The sequence below is a fragment of the Pseudoxanthomonas jiangsuensis genome, assembly GCF_010093185.1.
In the GTDB taxonomy this organism is placed as follows: Bacteria; Pseudomonadota; Gammaproteobacteria; order Xanthomonadales; family Xanthomonadaceae; genus Pseudoxanthomonas; species Pseudoxanthomonas jiangsuensis.
The window spans coordinates 20,062-39,279 of record NZ_PDWL01000004.1 but is presented as its reverse complement, the minus strand read 5'-3'; the positions used below and the strand labels follow the sequence as shown (position 1 = coordinate 39,279).

Genomic DNA, 19,218 nt, shown 5'->3' with positions numbered 1-19,218 from the left:
CGTCTCGGTCACGGGTCCGTTCCAGTGCTTCATGGCTCGCCCGGCGTGCGTCTCCCCGGTTCGTCCCCCGTCGGACGGCATCCATCAACCTTGGGAGGGGTTCATGCTGGAACACTACGGTTTGGCGCTGGCACTGCTCTGCGCTGTCCTCGCAATCCTCTACGGCATCGTGTCCGCGCGCTGGATCCTGGCCCAGCCGGCGGGCAACGAGCGCATGCAGCAGATCGCTGCCGCCATCCAGGAAGGCGCCCGCGCCTACCTCAACCGCCAGTACCTGACCATCGCCGTGGCCGGCGTGGTCCTGTTCGTGCTGGTCGGCCTGTTCCTCAACTGGTACACCGCGATCGGCTTCGCGATCGGCGCGGTGCTTTCCGGCCTGGCCGGCTACATCGGCATGAACGTGTCGGTGCGGGCCAACGTGCGCACCGCCGAGGCCGCGCGCCGGGGCCTGGGCCCGGCGATGGACGTGGCCTTCCGCGGCGGCGCGATCACCGGGATGCTGGTGGTCGGCCTGGGCCTGCTCGGCGTGGCCGGCTACTACTGGCTGCTGCAAAGACTGGGCCTGAGCCAGGCCGACAACCTGCACGCACTGGTCGGCCTGGCCTTCGGCTCCTCGCTGATTTCGATCTTCGCCCGCCTGGGTGGCGGCATCTTCACCAAGGGCGCGGACGTGGGCGCCGACCTGGTCGGCAAGGTCGAGGCCGGGATCCCCGAGGACGACCCGCGCAATCCGGCGGTGATCGCCGACAACGTCGGCGACAACGTCGGCGACTGCGCCGGCATGGCCGCCGACCTGTTCGAGACCTACGCGGTCACGGTGATCGCGACCATGCTGCTGGGCGGACTGATGATCGACGAGGTCGGCCGCAACGCGGTGCTGTACCCGCTGGTGCTCGGCGGGGTCTCGATCGTGGCCTCGATCGTCGGCGCGTTCTTCGTCAAGGTCCGGGCGGGCGGCTCGATCATGGGCGCGCTGTACAAGGGCGTGATCGTGTCCGGTGTGCTGGCGGCGATCGCGTTCTGGCCGATCACCACCGCGCTGATGGCCGACAACGCGCACGGCGCGATGAACCTGTACATCTGCGCACTCATCGGCCTGGTCCTGACCGGCCTGATCGTGTGGATCACCGAGTACTACACCGGCACCCAGTACAAGCCGGTGCAGCACGTGGCCCAGGCCTCGACCACCGGCCATGGCACCAACATCATCGCCGGCCTGGGCGTGTCGATGAAGTCGACCGCCCTGCCCGTGGTGGCGGTGTGCGCGGCGATCTGGTTCGCCTACCTGCACGGCGGCCTGTACGGCATCGCCATCGCCGCCACCGCGATGCTGTCGATGGCCGGCATGATCGTGGCCCTGGACGCCTACGGCCCGATCACCGACAACGCCGGCGGCATCGCCGAGATGGCCGAACTGCCGCCGGAGGTGCGGAACGTCACCGATCCGCTGGACGCGGTCGGCAACACCACCAAGGCGGTGACCAAGGGCTACGCGATCGGCTCGGCCGCCCTTGCCGCACTCGTGCTGTTCGCCGACTACACCCACAACCTGCAGGCAGCCAACCCGGGGGAGGTGTTCGTCTTCGACCTGTCCGACCACACCGTGATCATCGGCCTGCTGATCGGCGGCCTGATCCCCTACCTGTTCGGGGCGATGGCGATGGAGGCGGTGGGCCGCGCGGCCGGTGCGGTGGTGGAGGAGGTGCGGCGGCAGTTCCGGGAGATCGCCGGGATCCTCGACGGCACCGGCAAGCCGCAGTACGACCGGGCGGTGGACATGCTCACCCGCTCGGCGATCAAGGAGATGATCCTGCCGTCGCTGCTGCCGGTGGTGGTGCCCATTGTCGTGGGCCTGCTGCTGGGGCCGAAGGCGCTGGGCGGGCTGCTGATCGGCACGATCGTGACCGGCCTGTTCGTGGCGATCTCGATGACCACCGGCGGCGGTGCCTGGGACAACGCCAAGAAGTACATCGAGGACGGCCACTTCGGCGGCAAGGGTAGCGAGGCGCACAAGGCGGCGGTGACCGGCGACACGGTCGGCGACCCCTACAAGGACACCGCCGGCCCGGCGATCAACCCGCTGATCAAGATCATCAACATCGTCGCCCTGCTGCTGGTGCCGTTGCTGTAAGGCGTCGGCGGAGTTCCACCTGCGAAGCCCCGGTTCCGGCCGGGGCTTCGCATTTGTGCCGCCGAGGACAAAGGTGCCGGTTCCGGGCTCGACCGCCCCGCTGAACCGCCCACCCCGCGGTTTGTGCGCCGCAGCAGCCAAGCGCGTAAAATGGCCGCCCTTCGCCACCCAGCCATCCCCAACGGAGCAGCAGATGGGCCTCGACCAGGTCAATTCCGGGCGCAACCCGCCCGAGGAAATCAACGTCATCATCGAGATCCCCAAGGACTCCGAGCCGGTGAAGTACGAAGTGGACAAGGAAAGCGGCGCGATCTTCGTCGACCGCATCCTCTCCACCCCGATGCGCTACCCCTGCAACTACGGCTACGTCCCCAACACCCTGTGCGGCGACGGCGACCCGGCCGACGTGCTGGTGGTACTGCCGCTGCCGCTGGTGCCCGGCTCCGTGGTCCGCTGCCGCCCGGTCGGCGTGCTGAAGATGACCGACGAGGCCGGCGGCGACGAGAAGATCCTGGCCGTGCCGGTCAGCAAGATCTTCAACGGCTACGCCCACGTCGAGGACATCGACCAGGTCTCGCCGCACTGGCTCGAGCGCATCGGCCACTTCTTCGAGCACTACAAGGACCTGGAGAAGGGCAAATGGGTCAAGCTCGACGGCTGGGGCAACGCCGCCGAGGCCAAGCAGATCCTGCTGCAGTCGATCGAGCGCGCAGGCAAGGCCTGAGGCCGCGCCGCGGCACCGGCGATCCCGGTGCCGCCCTTCACAAACGCGAACTCCCGCACAGTTCCGCATTACCATCCCCGCGTAGGCTGCCGGCCGGCTCAATTTCCGGACCGGCCGTCCGATACCGGATACGTGATGCCCGGCCTTCCGCAAGCCGGCCAGTACCCGAATCCAGTCACCAGGGAGGTTTCCGTGCGCATTCTGTTCGTCGGCGATGAGGCCGTGTTCCCGGTCGACCTGGTCGAACTGGTGTCGGCGATGGGGATCGACTGGGAGGTCGAGCGCTGCGCCGACGCGGACGCGGCCATGAACCGGATCGCCAGCGCGGCGCTGGACGTGGTCCTGGTCGCCCCGACCCTGAGCGACCTGCCGCCGGCGATGCTGCTGGGCCAGCTGCGCGCCCTGCGCCCGGAGACCTCGCGGATCGCGGTGGTGGACGGCGGCCAGACCCCGCCGGCCCGGATCATCGGCCTGGCCCACCGCTTCCTGCCCACCCCGCTGGCGCCGGAACTGCTGCTGGAGGCCATCGGCAGCCTGGAGGAACTGCGCGAGCTGCTCGACAACCCCGAGCTGCGCCGCCGCATCGGCCGGGTCGAGCAACTGCCCTCGCCGCCGCAGCTGTACCTGCGACTGATGAGCGCGCTGGAGAACGACGACAACGCCAGCGCCACCCAGATCGCCACCCTGGTCGCCGGCGACCCGGCGATCGCGGCCAAGGTGCTGCAGCTGTGCAACTCGGCCTATTTCTCCAACGGCCGCACCATCACCGACCTGCGCTCAGCCGTGACCCGGCTGGGCATCGCCACCCTGCGCGACCTGGTCCTGGCCAGCGAAGTGTTCTCGCTGCCGGCCGCGGCCGGGGTCGACCGCGCCGCCCTGCAGCAGCGCTCGCTGCTGGCCGCGCGCCTGGCCAAGCGCATGCTGCCCGAGTCCAGCGCCGACCTCGGCGCCACCGCCGCGCTGCTGGCCGACATCGGCCTGCTGCTGCCCGGCGTGCGCGACGAGCGCCAGCCGCTGGCCGAGGGCGACGACCGCCCGGGCCACGCCGAGGCCGGCGCCTACCTGCTGGGCCTGTGGGGCCTGCCGATGCCGATCATCGAGGCGGTGGCCTTCCACCGCATGCCGTCGCGCTCGAGCACCCGCAGTTTCTGGGTCACCGGCGCGGTCCACACCGCCATGGCCCTGGCCGCCGGCGAGGAACCTGACGAGGCCTACCTGACCCGCACCGGCGTGATCGGCCGCCTGCCGGAATGGCGCGAGCTGGCCGAATCGCTGACGGCTCCGGCGGTCGCAGGCTGAGGACGCCGCCTCGTCGCCCGATGGGCGATCCCTACCGGCGCGGCTCCCGGTCCCGGCGCACGATCGACAGCCCGATCAGCCGCGACACCACCAGGGCGATGTACATCACCCCGGCGAACTGGGCGATCATCACCAGCCCCCGCGCCAGCGGCAGCACCGGCACCACGTCGCTCAGGCCCACCCCCGAGAGCAGGCTGAAGCTCAGGTACAACAGCTCCATCCAGCTGCGCTGCGGGGTTTCGGTCGCGGCCAGGAAGCTGCCGGGGATCAGGATCTGGCAGACCGAGAAGGAGAAGGCGAACGCCCAGGCCAGCAGGGTGAAGGTCGCGCCGGCGGCGAACAGCTCGTCGCGGGTGACCTCGTGGTCCTCGAGCATGTAGGCGATCAGGCTGCCCGCGGTATAGAAGTACAGCAGGCTTTCCAGCGCCTGCGACATCGCCGCCAGCACCGGCTGGCCGAGGATCGCCGCGGCGATCGACAGCATCACCGCCGGCATCGCCAGGCACCACGCTACCCAGCCCAGCGCCGGGCTGCGCTTGACCACCCACACCGCCAGCAGCAGCACGACGATGCCGAAGGCGCCGAACAGCGCCCGGCCCCAGTCGAGCTGGTCCATCGCCGGGTACAGCATCACGCCCAGCAGCTGCACCGCCAGCAGCAGGGCCGACGGATGGCGGCGGGCGGTGACCAGCCAGCGCAGGCCCTGGAACAGGTGCATCAGCGGAAGTGGTAGACCAGCGCGTAGTAGCCCACGTAGAGCCAGCCGAGGATGCCGTGGACGATCGCCCACAGCAGCGACTTGTTGGCCGTCCACGAGATGGCGATCGCAAGCGCCGAGCCGAAGCCGATGCCCGCCCGGGCGACGCCCGCGCCCCTGTCCTTGCCCATCCGCCCCTCCTTCGCGTGTCCGGTGCCGGCACGATAGCGCATCGCCGCCGGGCCGGAACGGGGCCGGTCAGCGTCCCGCGGCCCGATGCGGATAGCGGGCGAAGATCTCGGCCATGGCCGCATCGATCTTCGCGCCGCGCTCTTCCGGCGTGGCCCGCCCGACCCGGCCCACCGCCACCCCGGTCCATACCAGCCGCTTCTGCCGGGCATCGACCAGGTCCACGTTGAGCGTGCCTTCGGTGTAGCGGCGCATCTCGGTGCGGTCGCGCCAGTACGGCACGGCCACGTAGCTGCGGGCGCGGTAGCTGTAATAGAAGTCGTAGTCGACGTCGGGGATGGTGGTGACGTCGGTGCGTTCCTGCAGGTAGGCGTTGAGGTTGACCCACAGGTCCGGCGCGGACTCGTCGTAGACGTAGCCGCGCGCCTCCATCTGCGCCCGCGCCGCATCGCGGATGCGGCGGCTGGTGGGGGTGGCATAGCCCTGCGACTCGATCGCCAGCGGCGCGTAGAACGCGAAGCTGCGGTAGCGGGAGAAGTCGGCCGACGGGTCGACCTCGCTGCTGATCCGCGGGCTGCTGGCGCAGGCCGACAGCAGCAGGAACAGGCCGGCCAGCAGGGTCGCGGCCACGAACCGTCCCGGCCGGCGGCCGGGACCGGAAACAGCAGGGACGAAGGCGGTCATGGCGGTGCTCCTGGCGCTGCTCCGCGGCAGCTGGCGGGATCATCCGCCGCCCCGTGTGAACGCCCTGTAGGAGCGCGGGTCAGCCCTGGCGGTAGACCTCCGCGCCCTCGGCCAGGAACTGCGCCGACTTTTGCGCCATCCCCGCCTCCAGCGCCCGGCCTTCCTCGACCCCGTGTTCGGCCGCGTAGTCGCGCACGTCCTGGGTGATCTTCATCGAGCAGAAGTGCGGGCCGCACATCGAGCAGAAGTGCGCCAGCTTGTGCGCGTCCTTGGGCAGGGTCTCGTCGTGGAATTCCTTGGCCTTCTCCGGATCCAGGCCGAGGTGGAACTGGTCTTCCCAGCGGAACTCGAATCGGGCCTTGCTCAACGCGTTGTCGCGCACCTGCGCACCCGGGTGGCCCTTGGCCAGGTCGGCGGCGTGGGCGGCGATGCGGTAGGCCATGATCCCGTCGCGCACGTCCTGGCGGTTGGGCAGGCCAAGGTGCTCCTTCGGGGTGACGTAGCACAGCATCGCGGTGCCGAACCAGCCGATCATCGCCGCGCCGATCGCGCTGGTGATGTGGTCGTAGCCGGGCGCGATGTCGGTGGTCAGCGGGCCGAGGGTGTAGAACGGCGCCTCGCCGCACTCGCGCAGCTGCTTGTCCATGTTGTCCTTGATCAGCTGCATCGGCACGTGGCCGGGGCCTTCGATCATGGTCTGGACGTCGTGCTTCCAGGCGATCTTCGTCAGTTCGCCCAGCGTCTCCAGTTCGCCGAACTGGGCCGCGTCATTGGCATCTGCGATACAGCCCGGGCGCAGGCCGTCGCCCAGCGAGAAGGCCACGTCGTAGGCCTTCATGATCTCGCAGATGTCCTCGAAGTGGGTGTAGAGGAAGTTCTCCCTGTGGTGCGCCAGGCACCACTTGGCCAGGATCGAGCCGCCGCGGGAAACAATTCCGGTGACCCGCTTCGCCGTCAGCGGCACGTAGCGCAGCAGCACGCCGGCGTGGATGGTGAAGTAGTCCACGCCCTGCTCGGCCTGCTCGATCAGGGTGTCGCGGAAGATCTCCCAGGTCAGCTCCTCGGCGCGGCCGTCGACCTTTTCCAGCGCCTGGTAGATCGGCACGGTGCCGATCGGCACCGGCGAGTTGCGTACGATCCACTCGCGGGTCTCGTGGATGTGCTTGCCGGTGGACAGGTCCATCACCGTGTCGCCGCCCCAGCGGATCGCCCAGACCAGTTTCTCCACTTCTTCCGCGATGCCCGAGGACACCGCCGAGTTGCCGATGTTGGCGTTGATCTTGGTCAGGAAGTTGCGGCCGATGATCATCGGCTCGCTTTCCGGGTGGTTGATGTTGTTGGGCAGGATCGCGCGGCCGCGGGCGATCTCGTCGCGTACGAATTCCGGGGTGATGAGCTTCTGGATCGAGGCGCCGAACGCCTCGCCCGGGTGCTGGGCCAGCAGGCCGGCGTCGCGCACCATCTCGAGCCGCTGGTTCTCGCGGATCGCCACGTACTCCATCTCGGGGGTGACGATGCCGCGGCGGGCGTAGTGCATCTGGGTGACGTTGGCGCCGGCCTTGGCCCGGCGCGGCAGGATCCGGCCGGGAAAGCGCACCGCGGCCAGCTTCGGGTCGTGCTCGCGGGCGCGGCCGAACTCCGAGCTCAGGCCCGGCAGGGCCTCGGTGTCGCCGCGCTCGGCGATCCAGCGCGCGCGCAGCGCCGGCAGGCCGGCGGCCAGGTCGATCCGCGCGTCCGGATCGGTGTACGGGCCGGAGGTGTCGTAGACGGTGACCGGCGGGTTGTCCTCGCCGCCGAACACGGTCGGGGTGCGGGTCAGGGCGATCTCGCGCATCGGCACCCGGATGTCCGGGCGCGAGCCTTCGACGTGGATCTTGCGCGAGCCGGGAATCGGCCGGGTGACGGATTCGGAGAGCTGCTCGGTCTGCTGGATCAGCGAGGCGGGGACTGCGTTCATGGTCTTCGTCCTTTTCGTTCCGCACGGGAGTGCGGGCGTTCGCGAGGGATTCGCATCACGGGGACGAAGCGGCGGCGCATGCCCCGGTCGCGCGCACGAACGGCGCCACGACCCGGGTCGCGAAGCTTCCCTACGGCGGTATCAACCGCGTCAGGTTCGAAGGGACTGTCTCAACCCGGCGGCCGGCAAGGCCGCGGGTACCCCCGCTTCATGGCGGCATTAGACAGGCAAACGGACGGCGGCGCCAGCATCCGCGCCGCCGCCCGCCCTACCCCAGCGAGTAGCCGATCCGGAAGCCGCCCCAGTGGCGGCCGTCCACGTACACCGGCACCGACAGGTCGAACATGATCTGGCCGGTGTCGCGGCGGTAGACCTGCAGCCGGTAGGGATCGGTGTGGGCGCCGACGCTGCGGCCGACCCGGTCGGAGAAGATCCGCTTGGTCCGGTTGCCGATCAGGTCCCTGGCCTTGTCGCCGGTCAGCGGCTGGCTGAAGCGCAGGTTGTGGGTGGGCACGTAACCGTCGGGGTTGGCGCTGATGGCGAACACGATCCACGGCTCGGCCGCGGCCAGCGGTTCCTGCACCGCCGGCAGCAGCTGGTCGCAGAGGGCGTCGAAGGCGGTGCCGTGCTTGGGCGGATCCACGCCCGGGATCGGGGTGTATTCGCGCGAAAACAGCGCCTTGGCATCGATCTCGCGCCGGGCCACCGCCTGCGCCAGGGCCTGTCCGACCTGGGCGGCGCCGGCTTCGGCCAGGGCACGCACGCGGGCGTGGCGCGGCTCGCGCATCGGGTCGGGCGGCAGCCGGAACAGGCCGACGCAGTCGCTCAAGGTGGCCACGCCCTGGCCCAGGGCCTCGCTCAGTTCGGCCACGTGCGCGGCGTGTTCCAGGTTGCTGTGGCCGAGGGCGACCACGTCGGCGACGGCGCGGTCGATCGCCGCCACCTCCTCGCCCTGGGCGACGATGCGCCCGGCCACCGACTCCATCGCCGCGCCGGCACGGCCCAGCGACTGGCCGATGCCGCCCAGCACTTCGCTCGTGCGGCGCGCCGATTCGGCGCTCTGGCCCAGGGCCTCGACCGTGCCGCCGATGATCGCGCGCACGTCGCGCGCGGCGCTGGCGGCGCGCTCGGCCAGGCGCCGGATCTCGGCCGCGACCACCGCGAACCCGCGCCCGGCCTCGCCGGCGTGGGCGGCCTCGATCCCGGCGTTGATCGACAGGATGTTGGTCTGGAACGCGACCGAGTCGATCACCTCGATCACCTCGCCGGCGCGGGCCGAACGCTGCTCCACCGCGGCCATCGCCTCGGCCAGGGCGCGGGCGGCCTCGCCGCCCAGGCGCGCGTCCTCGTCGGCGCGGCCGGCGGCGGCGCGGACCTCGTCCAGTTCGCCACGCACATCCTTCAGGTCCTGGAGCAGGCGCCGGGTCGCGGCCAGTACCGATTCCAGCGCCTGGGCCTGGGCCTGCGACTGGCGCGCCAGGTCGTCGTTCTCGCCGACCACCTTGGGCACCTCGGCGGCGATCCGCGCCGACAGCGCCACCGCCTGGCGGATGGCCTCGGCCAGGTTGCCGAAGCCGGCGACCAGGCGCCTTCCGGCGGGCGTGTCGGCGTGTTGCGGCGGCAGCTCCAGGCCGAGGTCGCAGCCGGCCAGGGCGTCGTTGGCCAGGGCCAGCAGCTCGCGCTCGCCGCCGGCCTCGGCCAGGCGGCGGACCAGCGGCCACAGCAGGGGATGGGTGGCCTGCGACAGGTCGCCATCGGCCAGGCGCGCGCTTTCGCGCAGCAGCGCGGCGGTTTCCGCATGCGGCAAAGACAGCAGCCAGCCGTCGCCGGCCTCGCGCTGGTAGCGCACGCGGCGGGCCGGGTCGTCGCCGGGCGCGGCCCAGACGCCTTCCTCGCCGGCCAGCACAGCCGGGTCCAGGCCCCACAGGAAGTCGCCGACGGCGGCTGGGAGCCGTTCCGGCTCCAGCCCCAACAGGTCGCGGGCGGCACGGTTGGCCGCCAGCAGGCGGCCGTCGTCGGCCAACCGCAGCAAGGCGACCGGCGCGTCGGGCAGGCCGACGGACGACGACGTTCCCACCGCGTCCGGCGTCTCGACCGCGGCCGCCGCCTCTGTCCCGATGATCGACATGGGCGTTCCTCCCGTCGCTCCAAGTAAGGGAGGTAGCGGCCGCGACGGCGGGGATCTGAAGCGCCGCGGTCCACCGCCCGGCGGCGGACCGACATGCCGCGGTCGGACCGCCTTACTTCACGGCGTGGACCGCTCGGGCGTGCTCCGACACGATCCCCAGGGTCGAGGCATCGCTGTCGAACAGCGAGAACAGCCCCTGCGCCTCCTGCGGCGGGTCGCCGGTGAACGGGTCGCCCGCCTTCCACATCCAGTCGGCGTTGGCGGTGCGGCCGCGGCCGCCCCAGGCCCAGAAGTTCGAGCCGGCGATCGCGTCGCCGGCCTGCATCCGCTGCAGGAGGCGGTCGTAGATCGCCTGGTAGAAGCGGTCGCGGGCCTGCACGCCGGAGGCCGGGTCGAACGAGCCCTGGTCGCGGTTAAGGCCGAACTCCGACAGCACGATCGGCTTGCCCAACCTGCCGGCCACGTCGATGTGGCGGTCGATGTAGTCCAGCGAGGTCGCCAGGCCGGACTCCAGCCGCGCAGCCGGATCCTTGTGGTCGATCCAGCTCCAGTTCGACGGCCACAGGTGGAAGGTCAGGTAATCGACGTTCGGGGTGGAGTGCGCGCGCACGTACAGGTCCATGTCCGCCGCCGAACCCTTCTCGCCCTCGCTGCCGGTGCTGACCAGCTGCTTCGGCGCCAGGCCGCGGATGAAGCCGGCGGTCTCGTCGATCCACTTCACGTAGACCTCGGCGTTGGCGTGGCCGTCCTTGTCGCTGCCCGGGCGCGGCTCGTTGGCCAACTGCCAGGACATCACCGTCGGGTCGTCGACGTAGGCCACGCCGGTGATGCTGTTGGTGCGGCCGATCACGGTGCGGATCGCGTCGCGGTACCAGGCCTGGGCCTCGGGGATCGCGTAGAAGCGCGCTGAGTTCTGCATGAAACCGTCCCAGTCGCCGGTCAGGTCCGGGTCGTGTTCGGACACCGAACCGCCGGTGGCCCAGGCCACGTACTGCGACATGCCGCCGGACCATTGCCAGAAGTTGTTGAGGTAGAGCACGGCCTTCATGTCGCGGCTGGCCATTTCCGCCAGCAGGTAGTCCAGGCCCTGCAGCATCTGTTCGTCGTACTGGCCCGGCTGGCCCATGATCGCCGGGCGCACGCCGCGCTTGAAGTCGCTGGCTTCGGACATCGCCAGCACCCGCAGGTTGTCCACCCCGGCGGCCTTGAGCTGGTCCAGCTCGGCGCGCAGGCGCTCGCGGTCGCCCACCCCGTCCGGCGCGCCCAGATAAGCGCCGTACCAGAAGTTGGCCCCGGCGAACCGGTACGGCTTGCCGTCGAGCACGAAATGCGTGCCCTGGACCTGGACGAAGCCGGACTGACGCACCGGCTCGGCCGGGTTCGCGGTGGCGGCGGCCGCAGCGGATGCCTGCGCATCCGGTGCGGCGGCATCCGCGGAGCCGGGCTTCCCGGAGCAGGCCGCCAATGCACAGGCCAGCAGCAGGGGCGCGACCGCCAGGCAGCGGCGCGGAAGCGAAGGTAACGATATCTCAAGCATGCGGAATCACTCCTCGGCAGGACGCCGCATTAGAACCCGGATGCGGGCGGGGGATCATGCTGCATCTGCACATCCGCGGTACGGATGCCTTCAATACCCCGCCGCCTGCCCGTCCTTGCGGCTCTCCGAGGCCCCGTAGTACACGCCGCTGTCCGGATCGCGGGCGATCGCCTGGTAGCCGCCGTAGGGGCCGTCGGCGAAGGTCACCCGGTGGCCCTTGCGCATCAGCGCGCGCACCGTCTCCCAGGAGAAGCCCGTCTCCAGGTTGACCTCGCCGCCGTCGCTCATCGCCGTGGCCTGCCCGGTCGGCTCGGTGGAACCGTCGTGCTGGATCCGCGGCGCATCGCCGGCCTCCTGCAGGTTCATGCCGAAGTCGACCAGGTTCATCACGATCTGGACATGGCCCTGCGGCTGCATCGCCCCGCCCATCACCCCGAAACTCACCCAGGGCTTGCCGTCGCGGGTGATGAAGGCCGGGATGATGGTCTGGAACGGGCGCTTGCCCGGCGCGTAGCAGTTCGGGTGCGCGGGCTGCCGCTCGCAGCCGGCCAGCACGAACATCTCGCCGCGGTCCTGGAGGATGAAGCCCAGCCCCGGCGGCGCCATGCCGCTGCCCATGCCGCGGTAGTTGGACTGGATCAGCGAGACCATCATCCCGTCGGCGTCGGCCACGGTCATGTAGATGGTGTCGCCTTCCTCCAGCTGCTTCGGCGTGCCCGGCTGGACTTCGCGCAGGGCCTGGTCGGGCGAGATCAGCGCACGCCGCTGCGCCGCGTAGTCCTTGGAGACGAGCCTCGCCACCGGCGCCGGCTGGAACGCAGGGTCCGCGTAGAAGCGCGCGCGGTCGGCGAAGGCCAGCTTCTTGGCCTCGACGAACAGGTGCAGGTGCTCGGGCGAGCCGAACGCGATCCTCGAGAAGTCGTAGCCTTCCAGGATGTTGAGCATCTGCAGGGCGGCGATGCCCTGGCCGTTGGGCGGCAGCTCCCAGACGTCGTAGCCGCGGTAGCGGGTCGACACCGGCTCCACCCACTCGCCCCGGTGCGCGGCCAGGTCCGCGTAGGACAGGAAGCCGCCGTTGGCCTTGAAGTAGGCGTCGATGGTGCGGGCGATCTCGCCCTTGTAGAACGCGTCGCGGCCGCCATCGGCGATCTTCTGCAGGGTGTCGGCCAGGTTCGGGTTCCTCCACAGCTCGCCCTTGCGCGGGGCGCGGCCATCGAGGGTGAACTGCTCGGCGAAACCGGGGTATTGCGACAGCCGCGGCACCGAACGGTCCCAGTAGTAGGCGATCACCTCGTGCACCGGATGGCCTTCTCGGGCGTAGCGGATCGCCGGGGCCAGGTCGTCGCGCATCGGCAGGCGGCCGAAGCGCCCGTGCAGGGCGAACCAGCCGTCGACCGCGCCGGGCACCGACACCGGCAACGGCCCGGTCGGCGGGATCTCCTCCAGCCCGCGGCGGCGGAACTCGGCCAGGGTCAGCGATCGCGGCGAGCGGCCCGAGCCGTTGTAGCCGTGCAGCTTCCCGGTCTTCGGGTCCCAGACGATGGCGAACAGGTCGCCGCCGATGCCGTTGCCGGTGGGCTCCATCAGCCCCAGCGCGGCATTGGCGGCGATCGCCGCGTCCACCGCCGAGCCGCCCTGCTTCATCACGTCCAGCGCGACCTGGGTGGCCAGCGGGTGCGAGGTGGCGGCCATCGCGTGCGGAGCGATCACCTCCGAGCGGGTGGCGAAGGCGTGGCCGGTGACCCGGTCGGCGGCGGAGGCGGCGGCCGGCAGGGCCAGGGCGGCGGCGAGCAGGAGGCGGAGGGTTCTCATCGGCGATGGCAGCTGGACAGGAGATGCCGGGATTCTGCCAGCCGATGCCCCCTGTAGGAGCCGGTCTTGCCGGCGACCGTGCAGGCGGACGCGCCAATGACATCCGGTTTCACGCAGACGCATCCGCATGGCGGTCGCCGGTAAGACCGGCTCCTACAAAGGAACCCGGCTCTTACGGGCTCTTACGGTCCGCTTACGCGCCCGCGGTATCAAGCCTGCGTTCACCGCGCCGAGGGGTCGGCCGGCAGACGTTCCGCACCTTCCGCGCACACGGGGATTCCGAATATGCAAGCTCGTCGCAACCGCCGCCAGCAGGGCGGCTTCACCCTGGTCGAGATGGCCGTGGTCCTGGTCATCATCGGCGTCATCATCGGTGCGGTCATGATCGGCCGCGACGTCCAGCGCAACGCCGAATACACCCGGATCAAGCAGAAGTTCATCGACCAGTGGGTGGTCACCTACAACAGCTACTCGCAGCGCTACGGCGCGCCGATCGGCGACAACCAGGCCGCGCCGCAGCTGATGGTCAACGGCGCCAACTTCACCTCCGGCTTCTCCGGCGGCGACATGACCGGCGCCACCGAGCCGGGCCTGATCTGCTCGGGCACCGACGCCCTGCCCAGCTCCGGCGGCCTGAGCCGCACCAAGGAGGGTTCGGCCGGCTTCGACCTGCGCGACCTGGTCAAGCGCGCCGGCATCACCCTGCCGCCGGGCCGCGGCGAGGGCAAGGAAGACCGTTACGCCTACCTGGACACCAACGGCAACCCGCAGGAAATCCGCATCTGCTTCGGCTGGAACAAGCCCGGCACGCTGTGGGGCTCGGGCAACTCGATGTACATCACCGGTCTGACCCCGGACCTGGCACGCGCCCTGGACCAGATGGTCGACGGCAAGGCCGACGCCTCCAACGGCGCCTTCCGCCAGGTCGGCATCACCACCCGCCCGATCACCGCCGCCGGCGGCGCGACCACCGCCGGCGCGATCGGCGCCGAGTGGGGCGGCAACAACACCGGCTCGATGGCCGCCGCCGTCACCAGCGACGAGACCTTCGGCACCGCCACCGACGACGCCCAGGTGATGACCCTGGTCGCCAGCTACAAGATGAACCAGTAACGCCATGAACGCGTCCCCCCTGCTCGCACGACTGCGCCAGTCACGACGCACGTCGCTGACGGTCTTCGCCATCACCCTGGCGGCCCTGGTGGTCACCGCGGCGTGGTTCATCAGCGCGCGCGCCTCGCTGGCCGAGGCCTACGCCCGCCTGGGCGACCGCAACCAGGCCCTGGCCGAGGCGCAGGTGCGCGAGCAGGAGGCGCAACTGCGGGTGGAATACGCCCGCTCGGCGCGCGACCTGCTCACCGCCGCCCAGGCCCACGGCCTGCAGCCGGACGCCTGGGGCGAACGCCTGATCAACCTGCGCCAGAGCCAGATGGGCCGCGAGGACGCGGCCAGCCTGCTCGGCGCGGTCACCCGCAGCAGCGAGCGCATGTTCGGCGCCGAGGCGTTCGAGCTGTCGGTCACCCATCCGGAAGAGGGCCTGTTCGACGCCCCGCCGCCCAGCGACCGCGCGCCCGCGCCGCTGTCGCTGACCCTGCGCGGCGCCATCCTGTTCCGCACCGCCACCGCGACCGCCGGCGATGCGGCCCTGCTCACCGGAGCCGCCCCATGAGCCTGCTATTCGCGGTCCAGCAGCAGCACACCTGGCTGACCTTCGACGGCGGCCACGTCAGCCGCAGCGACGTACGCCCGCGGCTGCAGCGCGCGGCGATGGCGGTGGCCGACTTCGAAGGCGCCGTCAGCAACGTCATCTCCCTGGAGGGCAGCCCCGCGCACGCGGTGGCCCTGATCGAAAGGCGGCTGCGCTCGGACGGCCTGGTCGACGGCGAAGCCAAGGTCCTGATCCACAAGACCCGCACCGTCGGCGCCGGCTACCAGACCCTGTACACCGCGGTGCCGCTGGAAACCTGGCAGCAGACCTACGCCTGGGCCGAGGCCCAGCCGGACCACTGCCTGCTGGTGCCGATCACCTCGCTGCTGTTCAACGCGCTCAAGCCGGGCCAGGCGGTGGTCCTGCAGTCCGGCCGCCAGCTCAGCGTGCTGGCCATGCTCAAGCACGACATGGTCTACCGCAGCTCGCTGGCCTACAGCGACGACCCGGACGACCTGGCGATGACCGCCGGCGCGCTGGCCGAGCAGGTGGCCGACGACCTGGCCCGCGGCGAGGACAACCTCGAACCGCTGGACGTGAAGTGGTGCCCGCTGCTGGTCAGCCACCCCGGCGAAGGCCAGCCCTGGCTGGACGACACCCTGCGCGAGATCTTCTCCGCGCGCAGCGGCCTGGCGGTGGCCACCGTGCCGGTGCGGCGGGTGCTGGACGGCGAAGGCCGCGAGTACCGCAGCGGCGCGGCCTGGATGGAGCGCGCCGCCAGCGCGGGCATCTCGGTCAACCCTGGCGGCAGCCGCATCGCCTACCTGGCCGAATGGGCCCTGCCCTGGGCCAGCGCCGCCTCGCTGGTGTTCGCCCTGGTCCTCGGCGCCCTGGGTGCGCGCTGGACCCTCAGTGCGCACGAAGCCAACCAGCGCGCCGAGGCGATCGACGCGCAGATCGGCCAGATCGACACACACGTCCAGGCCACGGCCGCCGAGGCGACAGTCCCCGACCGCTTCGGCCAGGTACTGCAGTTCATCGACCGCGCCCGGACCCTGCAGCAGGGCATCGACCCGGTGGCCGGCATGGGCCTGGTCCAGGCCGCGGCCGCCGGCCAGGTGCGGATCCTGCGGGTGCGGGTCGAGGAGCCGGTGGCACCGGGTGCACCGGTGCCGACCGGCGGGGTTCCCGACCTGCGCGAGCCCACCTTGCGGGTGGACGCGGTGGTCGATGCCGGCCGCGGCACCCCGGGCATGCAGATCCCCACCTTCGTCGAGCGCCTACGCCGGGCCGGCTTCGATCCGGTCTCGCTGGACCCGCAGAACGCCGCCGCCTCGCGTTCGGCCGGCGGTTTCTTCTCCTACCTGCTCAAGCGCGCAGCGCCAGCCCCCGCGGCGACCGCCGCCATGCCCGCCGTGCCGGTCGCCGGCAACGCAGCGGAACTTGCCGCGGTCGCCGGAGCCACCCCATGAAGATGAAGTTCACCGCCGCCTTCGCCCTGGCGGCCTGGCTGCTGGTCGCCGCCTGGCTGGCGAGCATGGTGATCGCCAAGCCCGCCGTGCTGCGCCTGGGCAACCAGGCCGAGGACAGCGCCGCCATGGCCGAGCTGCGCAACGCGATCGCCCGCAACCGCAAGGCGATGGAAGGCATGGAAGCGCTGCGCGGAGTGGCGGCGATGCCGTACGCCGGCGCCGCTCCGGTGGTCGCATTGCCGGTGGCGATGCCGGCGCCCACGCTCAATCCCGATGGCAGCGTGGCGGCCAACCGCCTGCGTGGAGCCGCGGTCGGCGCCGCCACGGGGCCGGCGACGTATGCGGTATCGCTGGTGCTGGTCACCGACGGACGCCGCACCGCGGTCGTCAATGGCGAGCAGATCCGGGCCGGCTCGCGCCTGGCCGACGGTGCGCGGGTCAGTGCCATCGGCGCCGACTGGGTACGCATCGACGATCCGGCCGGCGGCCGCCAGACCTATCGCGTGCGCGATCCGCTCGCTCCCGAAAACTCGGGCGGCCCGCGATGAAAACACGCCTGGAAGCCGCCAAACCGTTGCTGTGGCTGGGCGCGATCGTCCTCGCCGGGGTGCTGCTGATCGCGCTGGTGCGTGGCACCACCGAACCTGACGCTGCCGGCGCCGCGCAGGCGCCGGCAACGACGGCGGACGCCGTCCCGGCCAGCTCGCCGCCACAGCCCGCCGCGGCCGCGGCGGCGACCGACACGCCTCCCTGGATGGCTGCGGCGCCTGCCGGCGCCCAGGGCCCGAATGCGGCCGCGCGCACCGGCCAGGCCGCGGGCCAGCCCGCGCCCGACGCCGCCACGGTCGCGCAGGCGGTGGTCCAGGTCCGCGAACAGGCGGCCCGCAACGAGCGCAATGCCGACGAACTGCTGCGCCAGATCGATGCGATGAAGGCCAGCGGCCAGGCGCCGCCCGGCGTCAACCTGGATGCCCTCCGCAACAACCTGCTGGTGTCCAAGCGGGCGCAGGCATTGGCGCGCGAGGTGGCCGAGCTGACCCAGAAGCCCGAGACGGCGGGCCGCGAACAGCGCATCCAGGACATCCCCCGCGAACTGCAGCAGCTGCAGTCGCAGCTGCGCTACGACGTCGGCGGCCCCGGCGCCGCGCCCGCCCCGTCCGGCGGGAGCCGATGAGATGCGCCGTCCGCCGCGCCGTCGCCATGCCGGATTCACCCTGGTCGAAGTGGCCGTGGTGGCGGGCATCCTCGGCCTGCTGGCGCTGACCATGACCTCGGCCTTCGAAGGCATGGGCCAGGCGCGCGAGCGGAACAACGCCCAGGCGCACGCCGAAGCCGCGCGCCAGGCATTGCGTCACTTCCTGTTGCGCAACAAGCGCCTGCCCTGCCCCGACGGCAGCCTGTATGGCGACCGTGGCCGCGAGGCCGATGGCGCAAGCGCCTGCCCGGGCACTTTGGGCGTGGGCTGGCTGCCGTACGAGAGCCTGGGCCTGCAGGTCCCGGTCCGCGCGCAACGGCTGCGCTACGGCGTGTACCGCGGCAGCGGCGCCGACCTCGTCGCGCCGGTGCCGGGCGCGGTCGAAGGTCCGGACCTGGAGGGCCTGGCCGGCCTGTCCACGGCGCTGGCCAAGGCCGCCACCGCCGCGCCGTCCGCGGCATCGCCCTATTACGCCGCCAGTTCCGCCACCGCCGCCTCGACGGCCTGCAGCGGCACCGACCTGGTCAACCCTGCCTTCGTGCTGGTGGCCCCGGCGACCGACCGCGACCTCAGCGGCGGCACCCATACCGGCTTCGACGCCCCCAACCGCGGCTTCGCCGAAGGCACCGACACCTGCGTGGCGGCGCCGACGCGCCCCGCCACGGCCGCCTACGACGACGTGGTGGTGGCCGAGAGCAGCACCGCCCTGCTTGGCTGGCTCACCACCGTCTCCCGCTGATCCGACCGAAAGACCGATCCGCCCTTCCCGCATTCCTCCAAGGCCCACCGACATGATCCTTCGCCCCACCGCCCCGCACTCCCGCCGTCCCGTGCTCCGGCTGCTCGCCGGCGCCGCCGGCGGCCTGCTGCTGGCCTCGTGCAGCAACATGCCGCCGCGCAGCGTGAAGGACCTGCCGCCGACCGAGTACAAGGCGCTGGAGCGCACCGCCACCGCGGTGGCCGAGGAATCGGCCAAGCTGCTGGCGCAGCAGGACAGCGTGCGCGCCAGCGTCGAGAAGCTCGCCGCCCCGGCCGCGATCGCCGCGCCGGTGGCTCCGGCATACGACCCGCTGGAGAACAGCGTGGTCAGTATCAGCATGTACGACGCCGACGTCGGCCAGCTGCTGTGGGCCCTGGCCGGCGAGCTGAAGATGAACCTGATCGTCGACCCGCGGGTGCTCGAGCAGCGCCAGCGCGCCAGCCTGCACCTGAGCAACGTCAGCGCGCGCGAGGTCTACAACCACATCCTCGAGGGCTTCGACCTGCACGGCGAGGTCCGCGGCGGCGCGCTGGTGGTGTCGCAGATGAGCGAGCGCATCTTCAACGTCGACATGCTCGACTCCAACACCTCGCTGGACCTGTCCACCGGCGGCGACGTGTTCGGCGCCGGCATGCAGAGCGGCGGCGGTGGCGGCGGCCAGCAGCTGCGCGGCACCCTGACCATGTCCGGCACGGTGGGCAAGGACAACGATCCCTACAAGCAGCTGGGCACCGCGCTGGAGACCATCCTCGGCGCCGACAAGGGCGCGGCCGCCGTGGCCCGCGGCCCGAACGACCCGCCGCCGCCGGAAACCGCGCGCTTCAACCTGGACGCCGGCAGCGGCACCCTGTACGTGCGTGCACGGCCCTCGCAGATGCGCGCGGTCGAGGACCTGATCGAGCACAGCAAGAAGAAGCTGCGCCGGCAGGTGCTGGTCGAGGCCCAGATCCTGGACGTCTCGCTCAACGACAACTCCAACTAAGGC

General features: G+C 71.3%; 17 protein-coding genes and 1 riboswitch. Of the genes, 10 read left to right on the top strand and 7 right to left on the bottom strand.

The window, feature by feature from the left end; translation table 11 throughout:
* Positions 1-103: 103 nt before the first annotated feature.
* The 3 genes from CSC62_RS03725 (at position 104) to CSC62_RS03715 (ending at position 4,154) form a co-directional block, all read left to right on the top strand.
* Complete coding sequence (locus CSC62_RS03725) at positions 104-2,131, top strand: sodium-translocating pyrophosphatase (RefSeq protein WP_162404830.1); 2,028 nt, start codon at positions 104-106, stop codon at positions 2,129-2,131.
* 193 nt (positions 2,132-2,324) lie between these two features.
* Positions 2,325-2,855 carry an inorganic diphosphatase gene (gene ppa, locus CSC62_RS03720; RefSeq protein ID WP_162404829.1) on the top strand — a complete coding sequence of 177 codons (531 nt, stop codon included), beginning with the start codon at positions 2,325-2,327 and terminating at the stop codon, positions 2,853-2,855.
* A gap of 192 nt (positions 2,856-3,047) precedes the next feature.
* Positions 3,048-4,154: an HDOD domain-containing protein gene (locus tag CSC62_RS03715; protein WP_162404828.1), complete on the top strand. Its 1,107-nt coding sequence runs from the start codon at positions 3,048-3,050 to the stop codon at positions 4,152-4,154.
* 31 nt (positions 4,155-4,185) lie between these two features.
* On the opposite strand, the gene CSC62_RS03710 is transcribed toward CSC62_RS03715, so the two are convergent.
* From CSC62_RS03710 to ggt, 7 genes are all read right to left on the bottom strand, one after another.
* Positions 4,186-4,872: an ion channel gene (locus CSC62_RS03710; protein ID WP_162404827.1), complete on the bottom strand. Its 687-nt coding sequence runs from the start codon at positions 4,870-4,872 to the stop codon at positions 4,186-4,188.
* Positions 4,872-5,042 (bottom strand): hypothetical protein, encoded by a 171-nt coding sequence (locus CSC62_RS17760; RefSeq protein WP_170298351.1) that lies wholly within the window; start codon positions 5,040-5,042, stop codon positions 4,872-4,874. The genes CSC62_RS03710 and CSC62_RS17760 overlap by 1 nt, the downstream gene beginning before the upstream one ends.
* A gap of 67 nt (positions 5,043-5,109) precedes the next feature.
* Positions 5,110-5,724, bottom strand: coding sequence for a DUF4136 domain-containing protein (locus CSC62_RS03705; RefSeq protein ID WP_162404826.1), 615 nt, complete (start codon positions 5,722-5,724; stop codon positions 5,110-5,112).
* A 79-nt stretch (positions 5,725-5,803) separates the two neighbouring features.
* The gene (thiC, locus tag CSC62_RS03700) at positions 5,804-7,681 is read right to left on the bottom strand and encodes a phosphomethylpyrimidine synthase ThiC (RefSeq protein WP_162404825.1); all 1,878 of its coding nucleotides are present in this window, start codon (positions 7,679-7,681) and stop codon (positions 5,804-5,806) included.
* A 109-nt stretch (positions 7,682-7,790) separates the two neighbouring features.
* Positions 7,791-7,896, bottom strand: a riboswitch (TPP riboswitch).
* A gap of 53 nt (positions 7,897-7,949) precedes the next feature.
* Positions 7,950-9,809: a methyl-accepting chemotaxis protein gene (locus CSC62_RS03695; protein WP_162404824.1), complete on the bottom strand. Its 1,860-nt coding sequence runs from the start codon at positions 9,807-9,809 to the stop codon at positions 7,950-7,952.
* Between the two features lie 112 nt (positions 9,810-9,921).
* Positions 9,922-11,346: a glycoside hydrolase 5 family protein gene (locus CSC62_RS03690; RefSeq protein ID WP_162404823.1), complete on the bottom strand. Its 1,425-nt coding sequence runs from the start codon at positions 11,344-11,346 to the stop codon at positions 9,922-9,924.
* A gap of 90 nt (positions 11,347-11,436) precedes the next feature.
* Complete coding sequence (gene ggt / locus CSC62_RS03685; RefSeq protein WP_162404822.1) at positions 11,437-13,158, bottom strand: gamma-glutamyltransferase; 1,722 nt, start codon at positions 13,156-13,158, stop codon at positions 11,437-11,439.
* Between the two features lie 285 nt (positions 13,159-13,443).
* Between ggt and CSC62_RS03680 the strand changes: the two genes are divergently transcribed.
* From CSC62_RS03680 to CSC62_RS17825, 7 genes are read left to right on the top strand one after another with little or no spacing between them, the layout of a single operon-like run.
* Positions 13,444-14,271, top strand: coding sequence for a prepilin-type N-terminal cleavage/methylation domain-containing protein (locus CSC62_RS03680; RefSeq protein ID WP_162404821.1), 828 nt, complete (start codon positions 13,444-13,446; stop codon positions 14,269-14,271).
* Positions 14,272-14,275: 4 nt separating this feature from the next.
* The gene (locus CSC62_RS03675; protein WP_162404820.1) at positions 14,276-14,827 is read left to right on the top strand and encodes a hypothetical protein; all 552 of its coding nucleotides are present in this window, start codon (positions 14,276-14,278) and stop codon (positions 14,825-14,827) included.
* Positions 14,824-16,278 (top strand): hypothetical protein, encoded by a 1,455-nt coding sequence (locus CSC62_RS03670; protein ID WP_162404819.1) that lies wholly within the window; start codon positions 14,824-14,826, stop codon positions 16,276-16,278. The genes CSC62_RS03675 and CSC62_RS03670 overlap by 4 nt, the downstream gene beginning before the upstream one ends.
* Positions 16,275-16,826, top strand: coding sequence for a hypothetical protein (locus CSC62_RS03665; RefSeq protein ID WP_162404818.1), 552 nt, complete (start codon positions 16,275-16,277; stop codon positions 16,824-16,826). The genes CSC62_RS03670 and CSC62_RS03665 overlap by 4 nt, the downstream gene beginning before the upstream one ends.
* Entirely contained in the window at positions 16,823-17,452 is a 630-nt protein-coding gene (locus CSC62_RS03660; RefSeq protein WP_162404817.1) for a hypothetical protein, read from the top strand. Before CSC62_RS03665 ends, CSC62_RS03660 begins: the two co-directional genes overlap by 4 nt.
* A 1-nt stretch (position 17,453) precedes the next feature.
* On the top strand, positions 17,454-18,212 hold the full coding sequence (locus CSC62_RS03655) for a type II secretion system protein (RefSeq protein WP_162404816.1): 759 nt from the start codon (positions 17,454-17,456) through the stop codon (positions 18,210-18,212).
* A 52-nt stretch (positions 18,213-18,264) separates the two neighbouring features.
* A complete protein-coding gene (locus CSC62_RS17825) occupies positions 18,265-19,215 on the top strand; it encodes an STN domain-containing protein (protein WP_211368923.1) in 951 nt (316 codons plus the stop codon).
* Positions 19,216-19,218 lie beyond the last annotated feature (3 nt).